Raw genomic sequence first — 18,482 nt, forward strand, 5'->3', positions numbered from 1 at the left:
CACAGCTTCTCAAACCATTAATCAACAAAAACAATCGATTAATCAAAACACCAACAAAATATTAAGAAAAAGAAAACAACCACAACCCCTATCCAAACAACCAACTAAACACCATCACAACTACTGGGCACAATGGTACACCAGTTTCCACCACAAAGCGCTCAACGGGCACAAGGGAACACCAGTTTCCACCACAAAGCGCTCGAAGGCGAGTAAGGTCCACAAAATAATTTTTAAGTATACGATAATAGTCTAAAAAAGTTAGTCTAAAAAAGTCCTTCGTGAACCCTCGAGCCCCTGGAGCTCTTCGTGGTGAAAAACCCGTGTACAATGGTTACTTTTATGATAGACTTGATCAAAGATGAACTGACATATATAAAAGAATTGATACGAATTAATGAACTTACGGGATAGAGTACTAAGCGCATGAGAATTTCCAACTTTTCTAAGATCAGGGTAAACCGTTTATCGCAATGCAATGGCGGTCGTTTTTCTATCTGGTCCATATAAGCTTTTATCACAAAATCTATCAACTATAGGTGTCATTAGATTACCACAAAAGGTGTTAGAGATGGCAAGATATACTGTAGATGAGTTCATAAACAAGACATCTCAAAAGGATAAAGGCGAAGGATTATTCGAACTCGAGACAGATCGCCTGCTCGAGGTCAATCTCAACGGGATGATCTGGACCAAGATGGGTTCCATGGTAGCATATAACGGAGGCATCAAGTTCGAGCGTGAAGGCATGCTCGAGCACGGGCTGGAAAAATTCCTGAAAAAAGCTATCACGGGTGAAGGCGCGCACCTGATGAAAGCCGTCGGTAACGGAAAGCTGTACCTGGCGGACGAGGGTAAAAAGGTAATAATACTTAACCTCGAGAACGATTCGATCATAGTTAACGGCAATGATCTTCTGGCATTTGAACCGAGCTTAAACTATGACATCAAGATGATGAGAAGAGTATCGTCCATGATGGCCGGCGGAATGTTTAACGTAAAGCTTGAGGGCACGGGCATGGTGGCGATAACGTCCCATTATGAGCCTTTGACGCTTGTAGTGACTCCGGAAAGGCCTGTTATGACCGACCCCAATGCTACGGTAGCATGGTCAGGCAACCTTATGCCGGACTTAAGGACGGACATTACATTTAAGACGATTTTAGGCCGCGGCAGCGGCGAGTCATTCCAGATGGAGTTCAGGGGCAGCGGCTTCGTAGTCGTCCAGCCTTATGAAGAAGTATACTTTCAAACGACAACATCCGGATAAAAGCGGTATCGGTCCCATGGCGGGATCGATAGACATTTTCACCTGACGTGATAAGGTCCCGGGTTGATACGCATCAAACCCGGAATTTTTTATTGACTTAATTCCCTTTTTTAATGGCTGACATCGCACATTATACGCCCCATATGCATCAGTAATAATTATATTATTTTGAATATATTAATTAAAAGTGCTTTTAGGCATAGATGATGCAAATGGCATTCGATCTTGTTAAAAAGGCCATAAAAGACGTTGATAAGTACATACAGGACATACAGCTTGCCATTCATGAGAAGAAAGACATCTTCATCCATGGAAATTTCAGATATTCAGGGTTCTTAAAGAATAATTATCCCCTGTTCATAATACTGGGCATATTCGGGACTGTTACCGGCTACCTCAATATGTTTTTAAAAGAAGAGACAATGCGCCCTCTGAATGATACGCTTAGCGGCCAGGTGCCCGGATTAAACCTGAACCTGACGCTGGCTAACGCCACAAGGACGCTAAATGAGTCAATAGGCGGGCAGATCTACACGATACCCTTACTGAACGCCACATCGAGGGTGCAGATATTGCTTAGCACCCTGCCGTCAAAGCAAGCCGACCTGATCATAGGCGTCGTCACTTCGCTCCTGCTTTTTGTGATAGTCGCTGTGGTCATATTATGGGAGGCGATGGTCTATACGGAAAGTGTCAGCGGACCGTCCGGAAGCCACTTTAGCTTCGTCATGAGACTGTCGTTCGTATTATTGTTCGGCTTGCTTATCGTAGTGTTCCTGTCTTACATATTAAGGAACTACGGTTTATTGATAAAGGGATTACTTGAAATAATATCCGGATCCCTCGGCGTTTATCTGATATTTATGCTCATAAAAAAATCAAAAGACCTTACTGCATGGCTGATCATGTTCCTGTGCGTTGACCTTGCAGTAATATCGTTGAAGCTATACGTTCCGTTCATCATTATTTTTATAAGGGTATTAGGCATTGCGTCACTGATCTTGCTTATTTTCTCGATACCGTTTATGATACGTGAGCGGATCACCGAACATATAAAACATATGTAAACAGATATCGGCAGGCGGACAATTATCGGAATATCATAAAGTAAATTTTTTAGGTAATGATATCAAAAAACTAAAAAAATTAGATAAAATTTTTTTATTTGAATATCTGATAGTATAAATTTTATACCATATACCTTAAAAGTTATATATAGGATATATCATTGTTTCATTGTGGTCCAATGAAACAGATCGCATCATGTAAAAATGCAGACACAGTTTACCCGGATAATTCCGGAGTTCATGCAATTCCAGTATTCGAGATCAAAAGGAAGAATTTTAACATTGCAGGGACATATCCTAAGGACCCGGATTGCAGAAGGGTGTCCAGCCTTTATGCGGACCACAGCACCTATGGCTGCGTTGACGCGGCAATACGGGAACCTGTACGGATCCTGAACGAGGAGTTCGGGCTTAATACTTTATGGTCCTGTGAAGGGCATGAGCCGGAATGGAAAGCCAACGGCGGCATATTAGGGTTCATGTATGATGAAAAGGGCAATGTCGTCGGACGATGCTCACAGGAGTCATATATAGCCCTCTCAGAGATGTATATTGAAAATGTGGATAAGTTCGTCTTATACCTGAGGTCTATCGGCTTTGGGGAAGGTTCCACGCTCAGGCCTTTATGCAAAGGCAAATATTATAGCGTCTACTTAAACTTCCCGAACGGGCATCTTGAATCGGACATCAAGTACGGGCCGGAATGTGAAACGGCAACGGTGTTTTTACGCGTGGGCCCGCATAACGTGAATATGGATAATGCGGGATGGAATGAGCATAACGGTACCCGGTTCAAGAACCTTTGCGAAGCAGTCTCGGGAAACCCCGCTTTCAGCCAGGAAGAATGGGACAGTATCAGGGATGCCGGATGGGAGATATGGTTAAATATAATTTCTAACTTCACCTGAAAAGCAGTATATCTCAAAAACCCTGGCACATGCTTAAACAATGCCGTTCATATCGGCTTATTTTAGAATTTTATCGTTTTAAATATTATTAGTGTTATTTATAAATCAATTAAATATTAATGTATATCTTGATCTGGTGGTGATATACATGCCTGAATTCTCAAATGCTTTTTCCGGTCTGGCGAACGATAGAAAACTAACCCATGAAGAGCTTATCCGCGCTATCCGCTATATGGTCGCTGCAGAATATGAGGCAGTACAATTATATGTGCAGTTAGCCGAATCTATTGATAATAAACTGGCACAGGCTGTGTTACGTGATGTTGCCGACGAGGAGATCGAACACGCCGGAGAGTTTTTAAGGCTCCTGAAGGAGCTGTCGCCGGAAGAGTATAAGAAATATGACGAAGGGGCCGAAGAAGTAGAGGAAATGATAAAAAAGGTTAAAAAATAGCTTATCATTTTTAATATTTTCCATTTTTCCCTGTCCGCTGCATTAACCTGTTTTATATATGTTAAGGTAAAATATTTCAATAATGGTAAGCGAGAACGATGAGAATAATGACCTGTTAAGCCGGTACAGGTCGATACTTACTTTAAAAGGATACAATGTATTGATACTAAGAGAGAATATCTTCGCTGCTATCGAGAGACTTCTTGCGGCTCGTGAGAAGCCGGACATAGTGATCATTGACGGTAGTAATAGAAAAGAAAATTATTCCGCCTCAATAAAAAAGGTCAATTGCGAGTTCCCCGAAATAGAGTTCGTGATCGTTGCCGACGACAAAGAACTGGAAAAAGAAATAAATGATAAGGGAGCTGAGTGCGTTTTTAAAAATCCCCGATCCCTTATGGCCATATTAAGAAAAAGATTTTAAGCCTATTGTTTCCAGACAGATGCCTTCTTTGTCCAGCTGCTGTCGGGGAATTTTGACTTCAGTTCGTCATGTGCCCGGTTCAGGTTTGACACGTCTTGAGATTTTTTATACAGGGCAACTCCCTTGTAGTACATCGCTTCAGGCACAAGCTCGGTTCCGGAGAACATATCTATGACCTTCTGGAAGCATTTTGAGGCCTTGTCAAAGTTCTCTTCCTTGAAAGCCAGTTTTCCTTCGCCTAAAGTCAATTGTGCCCTGAATTCATCCTGCGGAAGATATCCGACCCACCTGTATGCCTCGTTCCCGTTGTCGTCGGCGATTATGAATGTCGGTGTCCATTCGATGTTGAATCTCTTTTTAAGGTCCTGGACCTCCGGCTCGCTTACTTCATACATCTGGGGGACGAACCTGTCCTCAACATGGCTCATGACCTTTTTTTCCGGAAGTGTTTTCTGTATGGTCATCTGGCATCCGCTGCACATTTCCGAATGGAAGAACAGCAGTAAAAGCTTACCGGACCGTTTCGCCTCGTCCATTGCCTTATTAAAGTCACTGCCCCACCTGATCTTTTGCTCCATCATAGCTATTCACCAGAGTTACATGAACCTGTGTTAAAATAAAATTATGCAAAATTAAACATAAATATATTTATTATATAAAAATAAGCGATAGCACATCATATATAAGTTGCTTTAACCTCTACCGGCGTCACATTCCTGATAGATGGCAGTATCACTACGAACCTGCTGCCGTTCTCCATTTTACCAGGAACGCGATCCTCGACCCACACTTTGCCTCCAAAATGCGTGACCAGTGTATTGACAAGGTATAGGCCGATACCGCTGCCCTTGTCCTTACACGGGCCCTTATAAAGGCGGCCGAATATTTTTTCCTTTATATCATCGGGAATGCCCGGACCGTTATCCTCGACATATACTCCCAGGTATTCGTTACCGCCCTCAAAAAGGTGTTCAAGCACTATATTTATCTTAACATGCTTATCGGAATGCTTGATAGCATTGTCGATAAGGTTTGTAAAGACGTCCCTTAAAAGCTCGTTGGCAAGGACAAAACAGTTACAGCAGGGCTCGTAACTAATGGATACGCCCCTTATTGACTCGTCCTTATATTGTTGAGTGATGTCTCCCAGCATTTTTCCGAGATCGATCACGTCAGTCCTTAAGTTTGAATATTTCGCGCGCTGTATCTTCCTGACATTATCGATGAGCAGAGAGCTGTTTTTCATCATTTCCAGCGGCTTTGATATTAAGGGTTTATCCCCATCGTTCAGCTCGATCTTCTCATTGGCGATCTCAAGGTAGCCCATAGCTACATGGTTCATATTGTTAATGTCATGGGCCATAAGATCGAGGTATAGCTCGGCCTGCATCTTAGCATCCCTGAGCTCCTCCTCCGCCCTTTTACGCTCGGTTATGTCTATGCCCAGTTCCAGGACCAGCGGGGATCCGTCCAGGTCATAGAAAGGATAATCATATATCTGATAGGTCTTTCCTGAGTCGCTGGTCCATTCCCATGAAACCGGCTCTTTTGTAATAAATACCTCCATCGTCGGGCATATCTTGCTTGAATTCTCCCGATCGTGCAGGACCTGAAAACAAAACTTGCCTGCCGGCTCCCCGAAATTATCTATGAAATATTTATTTGCGAACTTTATAGTATGGTCCGGCCCCTGAAGGTATACGAAAGCAGGCAGAGAGTCAAGTAATGAGAATAACCTCTTGCTCTCAGCCTCGACAGCCTGTTCCGCCCTCTTATATTCCGTTATGTCTCGTATAGTCTCTATAGCGCCGATGACATTTCCGTGAGAGTCATACAGAGGAGTGGCTTTTGCCCAGATATATGTGCCACCTTTCAGATCAGGTATAAACACCTCTGCCACCAGCGTACTGTTTTGCTTATTAACGTAATCGTACTTTTCTTCTACCGATATGTCCGGATTTAACACAAGATCGATCAGCTTAGGCCTTCTTTCCCCGTAAAACGGGATCGAGTATTCGTATTCGCCTTTTCCCAGCATACTTGCCGACGACACACTCGTGATCTCCTCGATCGCCCGGTTCCATGTGATGACACGACCCTTACTGTCTACGACGAAGGTAGCGTCAGGCAGGAAGTTAATTATGTCGGATAGCTGCCTTTCTGAGTTTATGATCGCTTCTTCTATACGCTTACGTTCCTTGATCTCATCCTGAAGTACCTTATTAGCTTCTGCTAGCTCTGAGGTGCGATCGACGACTCTTTCTTCAAGTTCGTCACGAGCTTTAAGAAGCGCTTTTTCAGCCTCCACCCTTTCCGTGATGTCACGGCCGATCACGACAAGGCCTCTGCGGCTGCCGTCAGGATGGAAAAGCGGGACCTTGATGACATCAAAAACATCGACCGAGCCGTCAGGCTGCGGTATCATTTCCTCGCCATGAATTGTCGTACCTGTCTCCCATGTCTTCTCGTCGGACTCATAGCATCTGATGAACGCATCCAGGTAAAATGGGCTGTGCTTTGCCAGCTCCAGATCGGTCTTCCCTTTATAGTCAACGCCTTCAAGCCCGAAAAACTCCAGGTCGGACTTGTTGGATTCTATCCATCGGCCTTCTCCGTCCTTAAAGCATACCATATCCGGCATAGCATTTATCAACACACGCAGCTGTTCTTCGCTACTTCTCAGCGCATTTTCCGCACGCTTCTTGTCGTTGATCTCCGCGATCAATGCTTTATTGGCGTTTGCCAGTTCCCTGGTCCTTTCCTGTACCCTTAGCTCCAGTTCATCGCGGGTTTTACGAAGCTCTAACTCTGCTTTTTTCTTTTCCGTGATGTCCCTTGCGATCGATGATAAGCCGATAACTTTCCCTTCGCTGTCAAATACCGGGGCTATCGTAAGCGAAACTGTGATAATGCTGCCGTCCTTACGCCTGCGTATGGTCTCGTGATCGTCTATACGATTTCCTTTTCGGATATTATCAAGTATCCAGGATAATTCATCCTGTCGTGACGGAGGAATTATCACTGAAATATGCTTGCCGATAATCTCTTTTGACTTGAAGCCGTATATCCTTTCGGCGCCCAGGTTCCAGCTGGTCACTATGCCGTCAAGCGTCTTGCTCAAAATAGCATCATGAGAGGATTCTACAATGGTCGCCAGCAATGATTTTACCTTTTCTGCCGCCTTACGTTCCGATATGTCACGGACTATCGCAAGGACACTATCCTGCCCCTCGAAAATAATTCGTTTTAAGTTCACTTCGCCCCAAAAAGTCTCTCCTGTCTTTCGTTTAAAGTTCCACTCAAAAAATTGGGGCTCGCCAGCTGCAGCCTTTAATATCAGCGACATGGCGCTTTCCTGGCCATACGAAGGCTCGCCGGAGCTTAACTCCTCTACAGTATGCTTCAATAGTTCATCTCGCGTATAGCCGAACATCTTACAAGCTGCGTCGTTCGCGTCGATTATCCTGCCCGCAGATATTTCATGGATATATATGCCCTCATTGGCAGAATCATATATGGTCCGATAGTCGGATCCTGATGGTTTGACCTGGGCGATGCCTTTGTGCGCGGATTTTTTAGGATTTTCTTTCTTGACCAATTTTAATACGTCCGATAGGGTTACGTTTTAGAATCCAGTATAACCAGAATAATGCCCGGTCATTATCCAAAATATATTATTTATAGTAAGTTAATATCAATATAATCCAAATAATCAAATATTTTCTTCCCGCATATTTTGGAGAGGTATTATTTTCAGAGCGGGAGCCATAATTATTAATGCTTAATGACGCAGGATAATCGTTTAGATAACCATGAGCCGCCCGCCTGAAAAAATAAGGAAAATGTCAGCCGATGACCTGATAGATCTTTTAAGATCGTCTTCCGTTCCCGAGAATAAAGATGGTATGAAAAGATTCGGGATAAATGTTGATAATGCCCTTGGCACACCAATGCCGGTAGTAAGAAAGATCGCAAAGGAGAACGGGAAAGACCACGGCATTGCCCTGAAGTTATGGGATTCTGGCATACATGAGGCGCGAATACTGGCTTCCCTGACAGACGACCCGATGATGGTGACAGAGGAACAGATGAATAAATGGGTAAGCGAGTTTGACTCCTGGGATATATGTGACCAGGTCTGCTCGAACCTGTTCGATAAGACCGGACGTGCATATGAAAAATGCATGGAATGGACGGACGATGAGCGCGAGTTCGTGAAAAGGGCGGGATTTGTGATGATGGCCGTTTTGGCGGTCCATGATAAAAAGGCCGACGATGAAAAGTTCAAAATGTTCTTTCCTGTAATAATGAAGGGTGCGGCGGATGAGAGGAACTTTGTGAAGAAAGCCGTCAACTGGGCATTGAGGCAGATCGGCAAGAGAAGCGCGGAGCTTAACGCGGGATCGGTACGCGTCGCAAAGGCACTCAAGGAGACAAAAAGTAAAAGCGCAAGATGGATAGGCAGCGATGCCCTGAGGGAACTTGAAAGCGAAAGGGTCCGTAAAAAACTGGGAATATAGGACCTATATACAAAAAATATATTAGGGAGATACGCCGGTATAGTAGGACTCGAAGGTCATATATATCGGCAGGCGATACCATAAGCGCTGATACGGAATATCTTAAAAAATATAACGCCGAGACATACAACGAGGCGTCAGAGATCTATGATTCCTATAAAGGATTGTTTTTCCCATATCTTTTTGGCAGGATAAGAGAGATAATCGAAAATAGATTTACCCCAATGCTCAAGCCAGGAGCCAGGGTCCTGGACATCGGCTGCGGCACGGGACAGCAAACCATGTACTTTAAAGAAAAAGGCTTCGATGTCGTGGGAGTGGACATAAGTAAAGGCCTTGTAAAGGTCGCTAATAAGAAATTACAGGACAATAAATGCATAGTATCTGATGCATGCAAGCTCCCGTTCCGGGACTCAAGCTTTGATGCGATATCGAGCGCGGGAAGCACCCTTAACCATATACCCGACTATCACTGCTTTTTCGAGGAGATATGCAGAGTTTTGAAGCCGGGAGGGGTCGTGTTCCTGGAGTCCGACAATAAGTGGAGAATGGATATGTTCTGGTGCCTGGCAAGCTCCATGACAGGCGATTCGCTTGACTATCACGAAAAGCTTGAAAATGTCCTGGGCTATTTTAAGCGTCCGATAAGCCAGGGATACCCATATGTGTTCCCCCTGTCGTTCAGCGAAGAGAAGATCCGCATGCTACACTTACGGACATTCACGTACCGGGAACTTGAGAAAGAGTTTTTCAGGCGAGGCTGTAGCATCAATTCAGTGTACGGAATACATTCAGTGACGAACCTTATCCCGAGCCCGTTAATGCTGAAGGATAATCCCGGAAAGCTGTGCAGTGGCATATTCAATATGCTTAGCCCTGTCGAGGATATTACCTACGGCACATGGCCGGTGAACAGGCTTGGCATGAGCATTGTTGTCATCGCAAAGAAAAGCTGACACCGATAGACTATTATTTTTTACGTACAAAGATACCAGTGTGCATATTGTCCGCCTGAAGGTCACAGGAAGGGTCCCGGGAGACGGTGAATACTGGCTGCTCACGAAATGCTACCCTGAAATGATAGGATTTCCGCAGGAAAACTGCGCGTTCATGTTCAGGAACGACTGCGCAGGGTTCGAGGTAGTATACAGCAGGCTAAGTTTTGACAAAGCCTTCGACCTGGAAAAACTATTAAAGAACGCATATCAGGGAGAGGCATTGATAGTGATGCGTTAAGCTAAAAAAACTCTCACCTTTTACAGGCTATAAAAATAATTGGCTTTCCCGCGTTTTTTGTTTTTTTCTACGCCAGGGATGTTCGAACTGTGATACCCTTTACTCAAGGTGTCGTTTTCCGGTATGGATATATCCGTGTCAACCAGCTATATGGCCTTATCGAGTTTTGTCAATGAGATCGCATTTGTAATATCTTTCTGTACGGCTTCATATCTTGCCGATAGAACGCCGATATTCTTAATCACGCGGGAAAGATATTCTTCTACGGTCACATCACCCTTCAGTCTCATGGCAATATCACAGGATTCGCTGGAAATGCTAGCCTCAGGCATGTAAAAAGCATGCGATTTCCGCGTATATAGCACATACCTATTTTGACTGTATGTAAGTAAAAAATAAGGTACGTATATTTAGGAAATATAAAATTTATCTCGCTGCTTTTGACAGCTCATCGAAAAGTGAGTCCATGCAGCCTTTCATTTCCTGGGCGACATCTGCGATGGATAAGACACCGACTACCTTGTTGCTCTCGTTGATGACCGGCACGCGCCTGATCCGGCTCTCGCCCAGCGTCTTTATGACATCCATGACGTCACTATCCTCTTTGCAGGTGATGATGTCCTTTGACATGAATTCGCGGATAGAGACCTTTGACGGATCTTTTCCTTCTGCTACGACCTTGGTCACGATCGCCCGGTCGGTTATCAGGCCTTTTATCTCGCCGTTTTCTACTATCATCACCATACCAACGTTAGCGTCTTTCATCTGTTTGGCCGCTTTTGCCGCCGTCTCCTTCCCATCTACCGTTATGATATTTTTGGTCATAACATCTTTTATTCTCAATTTTTATGCCCCCATAAATAAAATAGACTTAATCCCCAAGGATATTATATTGACCCGTTTTTTATACGCAAAAGGACAGTTCGATTAATTTTTATTCAGCACAGATACATGGTTCCCGGTAACTTCATATAATCGGGCTCAGAGTGTAAATAGCGGGTGATAAAATGAAGAGATATTTCGCAATCATGATATTGATCATGGCAGCTATTATGATGACAGGATGTGCTTCGCCGGAAGTATCGCCTACACCGGCACCCACCATTACGCCAGCGCCGACATCGGTGCCATCGCCCACTTTGATCGGGGGCAGCGATGAAGCTCACGTCGCATTCTACTACAACTTAAGGTCTACGCCTTATTATGCAGGTCTGGAAGCACAGCCGGGCAAAAAGCTCTATTTACTGGACGTCAGCATAAGCTCGGATAAGCCCGTACAGGCATCTGCGGAATGGTTCAGGATAGATTACAGACGTAACGCGACGGATGATATAGTTCCGTATTATCCGATCACATACGAATTCGATGCTACCGAAATGGGACCTGATACCGGTGTAGTAACTGGAAGGTTCATATTTGAGCTGCCGGACCCGACATCGTCTGAGTTCACGATGCAGCCGGTATACGATCCGCCGGAGCCGGAAAATCAGGTAGGACCCTATAAGGTATATGATGAGGTATATGGTGTAAAGGGATTGATGTAACATCCCTTATTTTTCTTTTAGGATCGATAACCGGGATCGTGCTTCGAACACGGTAATGGTATGATTTATAAGACATGAACGATATTTCAACTAGCATGAGCGATTTCGCAGAGGAGATCTTTAGCTTATTAGGTAATCCTAACGATAGCCTCCGCCTTTCTTCGCTTGTCGACTCTTTTGAGCTAAAGGGCGACGGCGGCGAAGTGCCGGAGATCATCGTGAACGTTAAAAAAGATACGCCACCACTGGACGTAAAATGGATAGAGGACACATTATCCGATTATGACATGTTTTACAAATTCATCATTGTACGTTGAAAAGGTCCTTACAGGCGTAACCTGTGAGTGCCTGACCCCCTTATTGATCGATCCTGTTAAGTAGTCGTAGCGGCTGCGGTCAGGGATCTCCATTTTTTCTGGACTTCAACCTATTTAGAGTTTCGCCAAATGCCGAATCGATCCCGGATACATCATCCTCGTTATAGTAGTCTATTATCTGCAGGAGCCCGACGATAGTATCGGCGCATTCCTTCACGACTTCCCTGTCGCTGCCGCGGGATATCGCCCTGACCACTTCCCCGAGTTCCTCTGCCGTAAAAGCGGCCTTTATCAGCGCATCGTCTTTTGAGCGTATCACATAATCATCCGGCAGGCTTGACCTGATCTCCAGGATCAGCCTCTCGATCGTGTATGACATAAAGTGAAAATTGTATTTTGATCTTATAAGGATATGTCCTCGCAAAAAAAGACGTTTTTCAGGCCCATCAAATCAAAAATATGGGAATAGGGGAACATTCGTCCCCCCACCTTATTTGTGGCAAATCAGACAGTGTCAGCAGAAGTATACACCGCCGGGCCCGGGCACGGGGATGCCAAACACCAGGCTGTTCAACGGACGAAGTCCGAAAGCCGTAGATGTTATGACAGAGCTTTCCCCATAGTCCTGTGCCACTACGTTACCTCCGACACCGCTCTGAGCAAGACCTCCTATGCCTCCGCAGGGGCTACATGGATATCCGAATGGACCGAAAGCCCCGCTATAGAACGAATCTCCTGAAGTTATCGCCCCGGAACCGCCTGTCAGAATCTTAGTTTCTGAAAACCCGGTGCCGATAGCGCTGTATGGTATCGCCTGATTCACTGCTCCGCCGAGGTATGGGCCCAGGTAACTTGGTCCGACCCACGCGCACGCAGGCATACTCAAAGCTATCATAAAAAGTCCGATTAGTGCCAGCACCACAGATCTCTTCACCTTACTCATAAACATCCCCCTCTATAACATGCGTAAATATAAAAAATAGAGATAAATATATTATCGCCTTAAGGCGCAATTATTAGCGATACTCCCGCATATATTAACAGTGAAGTGCCATTGCAGGCTGATATATCGTATCTGTAAAACGATGGCTTTTTGTACAAATAATTGATATTCCAGGGATATTTATACAGGATATTTCAAATTTTGGGAAAATAAAATATAATCTTAACATTTTAAAGATAAATATTTATAAGCGTAAATTTTATTAAGCGGTCCATAAATAGATATACCGGGTATTGTTGTGTCAATAACGACCGAAGATGATTGGCGACAGGATAGCATAAGCTCCTTATACAGGGATATGATGCAGTATGCTTACGATGTCCAGGATGGTAAAAAGGAATTCGTCCCGGACGAGTTCGTTGAGATCATGCAAAGTTTCGGAGAACGTATGGCGATTATGGTCTATATGACAGAGAAATACGCCTGTGTACGGGATGAAATTAAGCTGAAGCCCATCATGATAAAAAATTAAAATGTTATGTGCAGAACAACTGGTCTATATCCAGGATCTTTTTTCCTTCATAGTCCATAGTGACATCCCATTGAAGACCCTCGCCGATCCTGACCTTCCACGCATCATCATTACCGTACCGCGTCTTTTCTATGCTCCTGATATCGCCCTCGCTCACAATATAGTACATAGGTTGTCCGGCAATATTGTAATAGGTAATGTTCATACCTATCAGTTGGTCTTTTATATTTTCTTCATGGTTATCCGGGCCAGACACCATAGATGCGGCCAATAACAGTACGGAAGCTACGAGCAATGCCGCACATGAGTAAATGAATATTTTACCTTTTCCCGACATACTTCACCTGATACATGGAACGTTTATAAAGATAAATAACTTGTTTAAGCTACAGGCCGGCCCGTAGTCATGTTTTTATATCATGTATGGCGAGACATGCTTATAATTTTTTATAATAATTAAACGGTCTATGAATATCAGAAAAATATAATAGCTAATAGAGAATGGCATAAAACAGTATGCATAAAAATTGATGAGTGGGTATTTTTATGATGGATAAGTTCAGTGCAGACAGGTATATCATGGAGCAAAAAATGCTCTCCATAGGTAAAAAATACTATATCAAAGACCAGCATGGCAATAACCTCTTTTTCGCCAGGATGGAGAAATTTAAGCTAAAGCCAAAAATATTCGTATACAACGATGACTCCAGGACCGAGGAGATCCTGGCAATAGCGCCAAGGAACATCATAGACTTTAACGCGACATACGATGTCATAGATTCCAGGACAGGTGAGAGGGTCGGCTCTTTTAGGAGAGATGGCGTAAGAAGCTTATTCCAGAACAAATGGAACATAATGGACGCGAACGGGAATATAATAGGCAGTGCCCAGGAGACAGGCATAATGGCCCTGGTCAGGCGGTTCATCGTCAACTGGAAGCTTGACTTCGAGCTATATTTGAATGGAAGACGCATAGGCAGCCTTACAAGAAGGGTCTCGATCGGCGACAAGTACACGGTCGATGTCTCCGGAGACGGAGAAAAAATACTGGATAGAAGGCTCGCTGTCGCGATGCTGCCATTGCTGGATGCCGGAGAGGACAGGTAGATCCTCCCCTCGATCTTTTTATTATTCACTGCACGATAGCACCGGATAGGAGCTGGCGTGTCTTGTTCTTATGAATATCTTCCAAGGACGACCTTATAGGCTTCTACGTCCCAGTCATAGATCTCCTGGAGCTTTTCGCAAAGAACCTTAGCCAGTTCGGCAGCGCTCATCTTGCGATACTTTTCCTCATATTCGTCGAGGAACTCATGCGTCCAAGTGCCGGTAAGCAAGAACTCCAGCTCACACAGCTTGGCGAGGAGCTCTTTCTTGGTCATGTCACAGCAGCCGGTAGGATAGCATACTTCAGTCTTATCATCAAGGTCTTCTATGCCCCTGATATCCTCTTCCATCAAATGTTCCTGGTTTATGTACATTGTTTGGCTCCTAAAAGTTCGATCGAAAGATCATTTTATATTCGTGGCCGAATCCTCAAGCTCCAGCCCGAGCTTTTCCGTTATCACCCAGAACGCCATCTCAGGCGGTATCGCTCCGAGTTCCGTTATGATAAGATCGATATATTGATGCGGAGTGACATCGAATGCCGGATTCCTTACGATAAGCCCCGGCCATTTGATATGCATCTCCGGGCTCAGTACCTCCGACGGATCCCTCTCCTCTATCTCCACAAGGTCGCCCAGCAGCGTCTTAGGGCTGAACTTATATGTTTCTGCCGCGACTATGAGGTTAACCCTTGCCTCATGGGCCGCTAAAGCGATCTGTGAAGTGCCCACCTTATTGATAAGGCTTCCGTTAACTGTTATCGCATCCGCGCCCACGACGACGATGTCGACATCCTTCATAAAATACCTGACCGCCGAATCCAGTATCAGTGTGGTCGGAACGCCGATCTTTTGCATGATGTCCACCGTGACGTAGCCCTGCTGGCGCGGTCGGGTCTCGGTCGCTATGACGTTAATGTTCTTACCCTGCTTGAACGCGGCCTCTACGATCGCGGCAGCCGCCGAGGAATTACAATGGGTCAGGATCGTGTCCCCGTCCTTGATGCGCTTTGCCCCGATCTGGCCGATCTTTTTGACCGCGTTCTGGGAATTGCTTATGAAGTTATCCGCGTTAGAGATTATTGCTTTCCTGGCATCTTCAACGGTAGCGGCCCGGTATCTCATGACCAGACGAAGTGCGTTCGGCAGTGACACGGCCGTAGGCCTGGTATTATACAAAGTCTCGTACGCGTCGTTCATCCTTCTGTTGAACTCGCCGATGTCATCGGTATCGATAGACGTGGCCTCTTCCTTCAAAGCAAGAGCGGCCGCCCGTGCTATACGTCCGGCACCCCTTATCTCCATGTTCTTTATCTTTTCTGCGGTCTCTGTGAGTATCGTCATACCTTATCCCTGACCTATTAAGATAGATTGTATGATATTGAATATAATTATGTCCGTATCATACAAATACTAGGCTGGTAGACAGTCAAACGAGTTAAAAGGTCCTGTCAGCATATATGTGTTTATTCTACGATGCCGGACAGCACATGGATGTATAGTATATAGAAAAGATAATATAAGAGTACGTTATATCCTGTCCCGGGATAAGACAAATCAATAATTACTGTAAAATAACGCTGACTTTATTCAATAATAAAATGTCTCGTTTTTTCCTGCAAGACGATCCAGGACCTTTACAAGATAATATTTTTGGGCTTATAACAAAGGAGCTAAAACATTGACTTCATTCTATGATTTAAAGATAAGCGAACCGGTCATGAGCGCTTTGGGTAACATGGGCTTCGAAGAGGCTACGCCCATACAGGAGCAGGCAATACCGGCAATATTAGAAGGCAGGGACATTATAGGCCAGGCCCAGACAGGCACAGGAAAGACTGCCGCTTTCGGCATACCATTAGTAGAAAAATGCGATACCTCAAGCGGGCTTATACAGGGTATGATAATAGCCCCCACAAGAGAGCTGGCCATTCAGGTAGCGGAGGAACTGAACCGGATAGGTCAAACAAAAGGGATCCGCTCTCTTCCGATCTATGGCGGCCAGAACATAAAGTGGCAGATGAACGGGCTAAGGAACAAGCCCCATATCATCGTAGGCACCCCGGGACGCCTTGTGGACCATATCTTAAGGCGGAAAACGATCAGTCTCGACCATATTAAAATGGTGGTACTGGACGAGGCGGACGAGATGCTCGACATGGGCTTTATCGAGGACATTGAGACTCTGTTAAAGGAGACCCCCGTCCAGAGGCAAACACTGTTATTCTCTGCGACGATGCCGTCACAGGTCAGGGCCCTGGCACAGAAGTTCATGAAAGACCCTATTAACATAGGCATAACTTCAAAGAAAATCTCCGTACCCCTCATCGCACAAAACTATGTGGAAGTGCATGAAAAGCAAAAGTTCGATGTACTATGCAGGCTGCTTGATATACAGTCACCCGATCTCGCCATCGTGTTCGGCAGGACAAAAAAACGCGTGAACGAGGTATATGAAGGTCTGACCAAGAGAGGATATAGCGCAAGGGAGCTTCACGGCGATATGGACCAGTCAAGGCGAGATAGCGTCATGAGACAGTTCAGGGAGGGCAGCATACAGGTACTTGTCGCGACTGACGTGGCCGCAAGAGGACTTGACATAAGCGGTGTCACGCATGTATATAATTTTGATATACCGCAGGACCCTGAAAGCTATGTTCACCGTATAGGCAGGACGGGCAGGGCAGGAAAAAGCGGCATTGCGATAACTTTCGCCACAGTAAAAGAGAGCAGGCTGTTAAAAGTGATCGAACAGGTATCCGGCCAGAGAATGATAAGGCTCGCAGCTCCGACAATAGACGAAGCGATCGAAGTCCAGCAGAGGATAACAGTAGAGAAACTTGTTCGCGTCATAGAAGAGGAGAACGTCTCAAAATATATCCCGATGGCAGAGATGATCCTGGAGAACCATGATTCGGTGACGATCATAGCAGCCGCTTTGAAAGTACTCACGAAAGAGCCCGACATGACCCCGATAAATTTGACCGAGATAAAGCCGGCAAGATCGAGAAACGTAAAACATCCGAAGCGTGTCGCAGGCGAGGAGACCTTCCGCGAAGATAACTTATGGAGATCGGTCCGTAAGGAACAGTACAGGAAGGGCGAAAAGAAAAGCTATGAGAATAGCGGCGATAAGGCATACGATAAAGGGAAAAAGTCCGACGCGGCGCCTGGAAAAGATAAACATGGAAGCCCCTTTAAAAAATTCCATAAAAGCGTTTCGGACGGGTACAGAGGTAATAAGCCATCCAGCAACGCTAACAATTATAAGCCTGCGAAAAAGTGACAGGGATTGATAAATGAGATGGTAAGGAGTTCGGCACAAACTTTTTTACCAATTATTTACCTATTCAACGAGAGAGGAACGTAAATGTTAAGCTCCTTTGGCACCGGCGCGATGATGATCACAGTTTTCCTGTTGCTTATCGCGATCTATATACTTCTAAGATTTTTGAAAGGCGGAGAGAACAGGGAATACATCGAAATGGACGAGGCGCAGGAAGCCGCCAGGATCTCTCAGATCAAGAAAAAGGAGAAAGAGTTCCTCGATTCATTTACGGGACCTATGCTTGAGGATGGCATCGAGGATCTTGACATGGCCATTGAATCGATAAAGCTTGGAGCGGAGTACTTTGACAACGGGGCTTTTGTCGAGGCGGGCGAAGAATTTGTGGCGGCAAGAAAAAGCACTGACGAGTCGGCTAAAAAGCTGAAGGAAGTCATCGCGATGGTGGAAGACCCGGCCCACACAAATTCAGTTATGGCTAAAAAAGTGCTGGAAGAGTGTAAAATGTTCCGTGAAGGATCGGAACGTATGGAAAAAGCCTGCGACGCCATGCTCGACGGCAATGAAAAAGAAGCGAAAGAGCTTGCGGCGAATAAAGAAAAATTGCTGAAAATGGCCAAAGAATGGACCAGATAAGCTGATCGGATATTTAAAATAAATGACTGTTTTCAAATTGCCGGGTACACAAAGGCAACAAAGGTCCACCAGTTTCCACCACGAAATCTTTGATGAGCGGGTTCTTTCTCATGTTATAAGAATGAAAGAACGTGTCGTACCTACTGGTCTTTGAGATGAAGTTTTTTGGTAGTTCCTGTCGGATGGCAGGTGGACACATAACCTCACAGAAACACGGAAACACAAAAATTTTTATATGA

Annotated in this window: 23 protein-coding genes; 14 read left to right on the forward strand and 9 right to left on the reverse strand. The window is 45.0% G+C overall.

The annotated features are described in order from the left end of the window. Nucleotides 1-571: 571 nt before the first annotated feature. From CUJ83_RS15055 to CUJ83_RS15075, 5 genes are all read left to right on the forward strand, one after another. The gene (locus CUJ83_RS15055) at nt 572-1,270 is read left to right on the forward strand and encodes an AIM24 family protein (RefSeq protein ID WP_230743292.1); all 699 of its coding nucleotides are present in this window, start codon (nt 572-574) and stop codon (nt 1,268-1,270) included. A gap of 212 nt (nt 1,271-1,482) precedes the next feature. Next, nucleotides 1,483-2,337, forward strand: coding sequence for a hypothetical protein (locus tag CUJ83_RS15060; RefSeq protein ID WP_230743293.1), 855 nt, complete (start codon nt 1,483-1,485; stop codon nt 2,335-2,337). Between the two features lie 179 nt (nt 2,338-2,516). Further along, the gene (locus CUJ83_RS15065; protein WP_230743294.1) at nt 2,517-3,245 is read left to right on the forward strand and encodes a hypothetical protein; all 729 of its coding nucleotides are present in this window, start codon (nt 2,517-2,519) and stop codon (nt 3,243-3,245) included. A 148-nt stretch (nt 3,246-3,393) separates the two neighbouring features. Continuing rightward, nucleotides 3,394-3,699 carry an encapsulin nanocompartment ferritin-likeEncB family encapsulin nanocompartment ferritin-like cargo protein cargo protein gene (gene encB / locus CUJ83_RS15070; protein WP_230743295.1) on the forward strand — a complete coding sequence of 102 codons (306 nt, stop codon included), beginning with the start codon at nt 3,394-3,396 and terminating at the stop codon, nt 3,697-3,699. An 82-nt stretch (nt 3,700-3,781) separates the two neighbouring features. Further along, a complete protein-coding gene (locus CUJ83_RS15075) occupies nt 3,782-4,123 on the forward strand; it encodes a hypothetical protein (protein WP_230743296.1) in 342 nt (113 codons plus the stop codon). A 2-nt stretch (nt 4,124-4,125) separates the two neighbouring features. On the opposite strand, the gene CUJ83_RS15080 is transcribed toward CUJ83_RS15075, so the two are convergent. Further along, entirely contained in the window at nt 4,126-4,704 is a 579-nt protein-coding gene (locus tag CUJ83_RS15080; RefSeq protein ID WP_230743297.1) for a thioredoxin fold domain-containing protein, read from the reverse strand. 95 nt (nt 4,705-4,799) lie between these two features. Beyond that, nucleotides 4,800-7,721 (reverse strand): sensor histidine kinase, encoded by a 2,922-nt coding sequence (locus tag CUJ83_RS15085; protein ID WP_230743298.1) that lies wholly within the window; start codon nt 7,719-7,721, stop codon nt 4,800-4,802. A gap of 214 nt (nt 7,722-7,935) precedes the next feature. Between CUJ83_RS15085 and CUJ83_RS15090 the strand changes: the two genes are divergently transcribed. The 3 genes from CUJ83_RS15090 to CUJ83_RS15100 all read left to right on the forward strand — a co-directional run bounded on the left by CUJ83_RS15090 (nt 7,936) and on the right by CUJ83_RS15100 (nt 9,879). After that, the gene (locus CUJ83_RS15090; RefSeq protein WP_230743299.1) at nt 7,936-8,643 is read left to right on the forward strand and encodes a DNA alkylation repair protein; all 708 of its coding nucleotides are present in this window, start codon (nt 7,936-7,938) and stop codon (nt 8,641-8,643) included. An 80-nt stretch (nt 8,644-8,723) separates the two neighbouring features. Then, complete coding sequence (locus CUJ83_RS15095; protein ID WP_230743328.1) at nt 8,724-9,599, forward strand: class I SAM-dependent methyltransferase; 876 nt, start codon at nt 8,724-8,726, stop codon at nt 9,597-9,599. Between the two features lie 40 nt (nt 9,600-9,639). Beyond that, on the forward strand, nt 9,640-9,879 hold the full coding sequence (locus CUJ83_RS15100; RefSeq protein ID WP_230743300.1) for a hypothetical protein: 240 nt from the start codon (nt 9,640-9,642) through the stop codon (nt 9,877-9,879). 146 nt (nt 9,880-10,025) lie between these two features. Here the strand turns inward: CUJ83_RS15100 and CUJ83_RS15105 are convergent, their stop codons facing one another. Then, nucleotides 10,026-10,211 (reverse strand): hypothetical protein, encoded by a 186-nt coding sequence (locus CUJ83_RS15105; protein ID WP_230743301.1) that lies wholly within the window; start codon nt 10,209-10,211, stop codon nt 10,026-10,028. A gap of 94 nt (nt 10,212-10,305) precedes the next feature. After that, the gene (locus CUJ83_RS15110; RefSeq protein WP_230743302.1) at nt 10,306-10,722 is read right to left on the reverse strand and encodes a CBS domain-containing protein; all 417 of its coding nucleotides are present in this window, start codon (nt 10,720-10,722) and stop codon (nt 10,306-10,308) included. Nucleotides 10,723-10,886: 164 nt separating this feature from the next. Between CUJ83_RS15110 and CUJ83_RS15115 the strand changes: the two genes are divergently transcribed. Then, on the forward strand, nt 10,887-11,423 hold the full coding sequence (locus CUJ83_RS15115; RefSeq protein WP_230743303.1) for a hypothetical protein: 537 nt from the start codon (nt 10,887-10,889) through the stop codon (nt 11,421-11,423). Nucleotides 11,424-11,518: 95 nt separating this feature from the next. Beyond that, on the forward strand, nt 11,519-11,740 hold the full coding sequence (locus CUJ83_RS15120; protein WP_230743304.1) for a hypothetical protein: 222 nt from the start codon (nt 11,519-11,521) through the stop codon (nt 11,738-11,740). 79 nt (nt 11,741-11,819) lie between these two features. On the opposite strand, the gene CUJ83_RS15125 is transcribed toward CUJ83_RS15120, so the two are convergent. Together CUJ83_RS15125 and CUJ83_RS15130 are read right to left on the reverse strand one after the other, a co-directional pair. Then, nucleotides 11,820-12,119, reverse strand: a complete 300-nt coding sequence (locus CUJ83_RS15125) for a MazG nucleotide pyrophosphohydrolase domain-containing protein (RefSeq protein ID WP_230743305.1) — start codon at nt 12,117-12,119, stop codon at nt 11,820-11,822. 135 nt (nt 12,120-12,254) lie between these two features. Next, a complete protein-coding gene (locus tag CUJ83_RS15130) occupies nt 12,255-12,683 on the reverse strand; it encodes a hypothetical protein (protein WP_230743306.1) in 429 nt (142 codons plus the stop codon). Between the two features lie 298 nt (nt 12,684-12,981). On the opposite strand from CUJ83_RS15130, the gene CUJ83_RS15135 reads away from it, so the two are divergent. Continuing rightward, nucleotides 12,982-13,215, forward strand: coding sequence for a hypothetical protein (locus tag CUJ83_RS15135; RefSeq protein WP_230743307.1), 234 nt, complete (start codon nt 12,982-12,984; stop codon nt 13,213-13,215). Nucleotides 13,216-13,219: 4 nt separating this feature from the next. Here the strand turns inward: CUJ83_RS15135 and CUJ83_RS15140 are convergent, their stop codons facing one another. After that, nucleotides 13,220-13,552: a hypothetical protein gene (locus tag CUJ83_RS15140; RefSeq protein WP_230743308.1), complete on the reverse strand. Its 333-nt coding sequence runs from the start codon at nt 13,550-13,552 to the stop codon at nt 13,220-13,222. 209 nt (nt 13,553-13,761) lie between these two features. On the opposite strand from CUJ83_RS15140, the gene CUJ83_RS15145 reads away from it, so the two are divergent. Next, nucleotides 13,762-14,322 carry an LURP-one-related family protein gene (locus CUJ83_RS15145; RefSeq protein WP_230743309.1) on the forward strand — a complete coding sequence of 187 codons (561 nt, stop codon included), beginning with the start codon at nt 13,762-13,764 and terminating at the stop codon, nt 14,320-14,322. Between the two features lie 68 nt (nt 14,323-14,390). Here the strand turns inward: CUJ83_RS15145 and CUJ83_RS15150 are convergent, their stop codons facing one another. Together CUJ83_RS15150 and CUJ83_RS15155 are read right to left on the reverse strand one after the other, a co-directional pair. Further along, nucleotides 14,391-14,696: a hypothetical protein gene (locus CUJ83_RS15150; protein ID WP_230743310.1), complete on the reverse strand. Its 306-nt coding sequence runs from the start codon at nt 14,694-14,696 to the stop codon at nt 14,391-14,393. Nucleotides 14,697-14,726: 30 nt separating this feature from the next. Beyond that, the gene (locus tag CUJ83_RS15155) at nt 14,727-15,665 is read right to left on the reverse strand and encodes a ribose 1,5-bisphosphate isomerase (RefSeq protein ID WP_230743311.1); all 939 of its coding nucleotides are present in this window, start codon (nt 15,663-15,665) and stop codon (nt 14,727-14,729) included. 337 nt (nt 15,666-16,002) lie between these two features. Here CUJ83_RS15155 and cshA point away from each other — a divergent pair, with 337 nt between their 5' ends. Together cshA and CUJ83_RS15165 are read left to right on the forward strand one after the other, a co-directional pair. After that, a complete protein-coding gene (cshA, locus tag CUJ83_RS15160) occupies nt 16,003-17,607 on the forward strand; it encodes a degradosome RNA helicase CshA (RefSeq protein WP_230743312.1) in 1,605 nt (534 codons plus the stop codon). Nucleotides 17,608-17,691: 84 nt separating this feature from the next. Beyond that, nucleotides 17,692-18,243: a hypothetical protein gene (locus CUJ83_RS15165; protein ID WP_230743313.1), complete on the forward strand. Its 552-nt coding sequence runs from the start codon at nt 17,692-17,694 to the stop codon at nt 18,241-18,243. Nucleotides 18,244-18,482: the final 239 nt, after the last annotated feature.

The sequence above is a fragment of the Methanooceanicella nereidis genome, from assembly GCF_021023085.1.
Taxonomy (GTDB): domain Archaea; phylum Halobacteriota; class Methanocellia; order Methanocellales; family Methanocellaceae; genus Methanooceanicella; species Methanooceanicella nereidis.

Bases quoted from the DNA above. Each gene is read 5' to 3' on its own strand.
- CUJ83_RS15065 (WP_230743294.1), top strand. From the start codon at position 2,517: ATGAAACAGATCGCATCATGTAAAAATGCAGACACAGTTTACCCGGAT.
- CUJ83_RS15060 (WP_230743293.1), top strand. From the start codon at position 1,483: ATGGCATTCGATCTTGTTAAAAAGGCCATAAAAGACGTTGATAAGTAC.
- CUJ83_RS15090 (WP_230743299.1), top strand. From the start codon at position 7,936: ATGAGCCGCCCGCCTGAAAAAATAAGGAAAATGTCAGCCGATGACCTG.
- CUJ83_RS15140 (WP_230743308.1), bottom strand. From the start codon at position 13,552: ATGTCGGGAAAAGGTAAAATATTCATTTACTCATGTGCGGCATTGCTC.
- CUJ83_RS15165 (WP_230743313.1), top strand. From the start codon at position 17,692: ATGTTAAGCTCCTTTGGCACCGGCGCGATGATGATCACAGTTTTCCTG.
- encB (WP_230743295.1), top strand. From the start codon at position 3,394: ATGCCTGAATTCTCAAATGCTTTTTCCGGTCTGGCGAACGATAGAAAA.
- CUJ83_RS15130 (WP_230743306.1), bottom strand. From the start codon at position 12,683: ATGAGTAAGGTGAAGAGATCTGTGGTGCTGGCACTAATCGGACTTTTT.
- CUJ83_RS15155 (WP_230743311.1), bottom strand. From the start codon at position 15,665: ATGACGATACTCACAGAGACCGCAGAAAAGATAAAGAACATGGAGATA.
- CUJ83_RS15055 (WP_230743292.1), top strand. From the start codon at position 572: ATGGCAAGATATACTGTAGATGAGTTCATAAACAAGACATCTCAAAAG.
- CUJ83_RS15080 (WP_230743297.1), bottom strand. From the start codon at position 4,704: ATGATGGAGCAAAAGATCAGGTGGGGCAGTGACTTTAATAAGGCAATG.
- CUJ83_RS15120 (WP_230743304.1), top strand. From the start codon at position 11,519: ATGAGCGATTTCGCAGAGGAGATCTTTAGCTTATTAGGTAATCCTAAC.
- CUJ83_RS15125 (WP_230743305.1), bottom strand. From the start codon at position 12,119: ATGTCATACACGATCGAGAGGCTGATCCTGGAGATCAGGTCAAGCCTG.
- CUJ83_RS15105 (WP_230743301.1), bottom strand. From the start codon at position 10,211: ATGCCTGAGGCTAGCATTTCCAGCGAATCCTGTGATATTGCCATGAGA.
- CUJ83_RS15145 (WP_230743309.1), top strand. From the start codon at position 13,762: ATGATGGATAAGTTCAGTGCAGACAGGTATATCATGGAGCAAAAAATG.
- CUJ83_RS15075 (WP_230743296.1), top strand. From the start codon at position 3,782: ATGGTAAGCGAGAACGATGAGAATAATGACCTGTTAAGCCGGTACAGG.
- CUJ83_RS15115 (WP_230743303.1), top strand. From the start codon at position 10,887: ATGAAGAGATATTTCGCAATCATGATATTGATCATGGCAGCTATTATG.
- CUJ83_RS15150 (WP_230743310.1), bottom strand. From the start codon at position 14,696: ATGTACATAAACCAGGAACATTTGATGGAAGAGGATATCAGGGGCATA.